At 33.6% G+C, this 3042-nt stretch carries 4 protein-coding genes and 1 pseudogene; all 5 read right to left on the bottom strand.

Features of this window, described 5'->3' with window-relative positions; all coding sequences use genetic code 11:
- Positions 1-205: pseudogene (locus tag EXE30_RS15995) on the bottom strand (hypothetical protein); the annotation flags it as partial.
- Between the two features lie 96 nt (positions 206-301).
- Positions 302-493 carry a hypothetical protein gene (locus EXE30_RS16100; RefSeq protein WP_228256130.1) on the bottom strand — a complete coding sequence of 64 codons (192 nt, stop codon included), beginning with the start codon at positions 491-493 and terminating at the stop codon, positions 302-304.
- Positions 494-558: 65 nt separating this feature from the next.
- A complete protein-coding gene (locus EXE30_RS15680; RefSeq protein WP_130163203.1) occupies positions 559-990 on the bottom strand; it encodes a hypothetical protein in 432 nt (143 codons plus the stop codon).
- Positions 983-1618: a hypothetical protein gene (locus EXE30_RS15675; RefSeq protein WP_228256129.1), complete on the bottom strand. Its 636-nt coding sequence runs from the start codon at positions 1616-1618 to the stop codon at positions 983-985. The genes EXE30_RS15680 and EXE30_RS15675 overlap by 8 nt, the downstream gene beginning before the upstream one ends.
- A gap of 996 nt (positions 1619-2614) precedes the next feature.
- A complete protein-coding gene (locus EXE30_RS15665) occupies positions 2615-2899 on the bottom strand; it encodes a hypothetical protein (RefSeq protein ID WP_228256128.1) in 285 nt (94 codons plus the stop codon).
- Positions 2900-3042: the final 143 nt, after the last annotated feature.

The following is a 3042-nucleotide window of genomic DNA, read 5'->3' as shown; positions in this document are numbered from 1 at the left end:
AAATAATAAAATTAAAAGGCTCTAAAGGTCTTCTGTAGTGTTTTTCATTGTTAAAAATAATTTTGGAAATACCTTTCAAATGTACATTCATATAAATATAAAAAATAAAAAATAGAACTATTGTTATTATAATTAAAAGAAGCCCAAACATCCCAACGAATAACGATGGGTCAGCTTTGTACAGCTTAATAATAAACTCTATCATTCATCTTCCAATGTTTTCTCAATTAAATCATATGACTTGCCTGCAATCCATCCCGGTATTCACTAGCACCCTTTACTGCAGCTCCTGCAGATATTATTACGCGATGCCAACTACTATAAAACCAACCCCGCCTGAGGCTAACCCAATAACAAGACCAGCGGTATAAATACCGCCAACAATACCTACGCCAACTTTGGTAGTTTCAACAACTGTTGTTCTTGCTTTATCCTCTGGCGCAGCTTCATAAACATTTACGCCTGAACTCACAACATCCGTAGCTATAGACACATAACCTGCTATTTTAAGAAAAAAACCGAGACATTAAGCTCGGTTTTCAATAAAACTCTAAATTTTTAAAAATACTGATCCGCAATAAAACCCAATAACAGCAAAAGTGTTCCCAAAATACCTGACACAATGATCAAATAATGTAGATAAAAAAATACGGGATAATTTTTCAACATTTCTTTTAATTGGGAATCACCTATTTTTTGATATACATTCTTCCCATAGTAGGCTTTAAATGAAGTATTAAGCTTTATATTTGATATTTCTCTCCAGTAAGCACTGGGGAACATACTCAAATAAAAAAAATCAAATGGCTCCATCAATCTTTTATATCGTTTCTCGTTCTTATATAAAATTTGGCAAATTCCTTTTAGATAAATATTGGCATAGATATAAAGACTTATAAAAAATACCCACAATAGAATAAAGAATAAGAAACCAAAAACAAAGAGCGCAAAAACATGATCTGTAATCAATAAATTGATAATTTTATTCATTTATACTTTCCACTTTATCATATATGTACCCAGCCCCATATCCAGCAATCTCAGATGTACTCTTAGCGGCCATAGCAGCCCCAACAGCAACAATCCCGATAACGATTAATCCTGTTCCACCTGTCGCAAGTCCGACAATTAAATAACTTGCATAAATTCCAAAACCAATGCCAGTACCGACTTTGGCAGTCTCAACAACCGTTGTTCTTGCTTTGTCTTCGGGTGCCGCTTCATAAACTTTTACGCTTGAACTCACAACATCCGTAGCAAGAGACACATAACCCGCTATTTTAAGCTGCATCGCGAACTTGCCGATTTTGCCCATTTCTTTGGCATAATCTTTGAGTCCGCCTTTAAAGTTATTGTCTCTAACCAATGCCGATTGCTTCAACATACGGCGCATATTGGTGGTTTTGATCGACTGATCCCATCGCAAGAATTTCTTAGTTCCTTCTTGATCCAACTCCCTATACAAGTTTGCATACTTCTGTTTGAACTGGGTGAAGTTTTTAGGGTTTGCTAGTCCTGAGCCTTTGGCTTTTTCTTCGGCATACTTTAGGGCAAGTTCACCATGCAATCTATAAACCCGATGCGCTTGCCCTTTAACCGATGATAAAGAGGCATTCACAGCCCCCAATTAACTTAAACCATCAACAGAATCACTAAAAAAAGCAGCCATTAGAACCCCAAAAAAAGTTGACCAATATATATTAATAATTATTTTTTTATAGTGGTTATTTATGTATTCAGCATTCTTTGAATCCAAGGCAGGAAATAAAGGGGGTTTTCTTTTATCGAACATCCCAAACTTTTCTGCTTTATTCCTATTTAAAATGATTGCCCTGATATGATTATTAAAGCAGTAATAACTGCCTGAATATTCGCGATACCCATTCCTTTCTTTTCATATAAATCAAAACCATACAACCTAATTCTCAACTCTTTAGATTTCATAATTCCTCTTGATACCAGTTGATGAAAGATACAGAAAAGTATAAAGAAAATGAGTATTAATATAACGAAAGTATCTTGAACATTTAACATTATTTTTTTTGTTAACCTTTCATAAGCATATTCAGTTAGTGATGCACCAGCAATTTTACAAAATATCCGGAACAAGAATACTACCGATATGCATGAATCCATGCTCCATAAGCTGCAACTAAACAAACAGACTTTTAAATAGTATTTAAAAAAATTGCTGTATAGAATAACTAAGAAATAGTAGGAACATACTTAGAAAACCTGACAACATGAAAGAGTAATGAAGTTAAAAAAACATTGGATAATTTCTCAACAACTCTTTTAACTGAGAGCCACCTATTTTGTAATATACATTATTCCCATAGTAGGCTTTAAATGAAGTATTAAACTTTATATTTTATATTTCTTTCAAATATGAACTGGGTAAGATACTCAAATAAAAAAAATCAAATGGCTCCATTAGTCTTTTAAATTTTTTCTCATCCTTATATACAATTCTGCAAATTCCTTTTAGATAAATATTGATATAAATGTAAAGACTTATAAGAAAAATCCAAAGTAAAATTAAGAAAAAAAGCCCAACCATGCCAATAAATAATACCGAATCAGCTTTATATAGCTTTATGATAAAATCAATCATTTATCCCCCAAGTTTTTCAATTAAATCATATGAGCCGCCAGCTATACTACCAGCAATTTCGGATGCACTTTTTGTAGCAAGTGCGACAGAAATAGCAACTATACCAACTACCACCAATGCTGTTCCCCCCGAAGCTAAACCAATAACTAGTACTGTTGAAATTGCACCAAAACCTATTCCAGCACCAACTTTAGCTGTCTCAACCACGGTTGTTCTTGCTTTATCCTCGGGTGCCGCTTCATACACTTTTACGCTTGAACTCACAACATCCGTACCAATAGACACATAGCCTGCTATCAAAAAACCGAAGTAAAACCACCTCGGTTCCTATAGTAAAATATTTTAACTATTTAAAATAATTACCAACCACATATGCATAAATCATAAAAATAAATGCAAAGGTTGTAATGGTGAATATTACATACTGA

This window comes from Acinetobacter halotolerans (genome assembly GCF_004208515.1).
Taxonomy (GTDB): domain Bacteria; phylum Pseudomonadota; class Gammaproteobacteria; order Pseudomonadales; family Moraxellaceae; genus Acinetobacter; species Acinetobacter halotolerans.
This window is presented reverse-complemented; position numbering and strand designations above follow the sequence as displayed.

Coding starts and splice junctions, on each gene's coding strand:
- EXE30_RS15680 (WP_130163203.1), bottom strand. CDS start 990: ATGAATAAAATTATCAATTTATTGATTACAGATCATGTTTTTGCGCTC.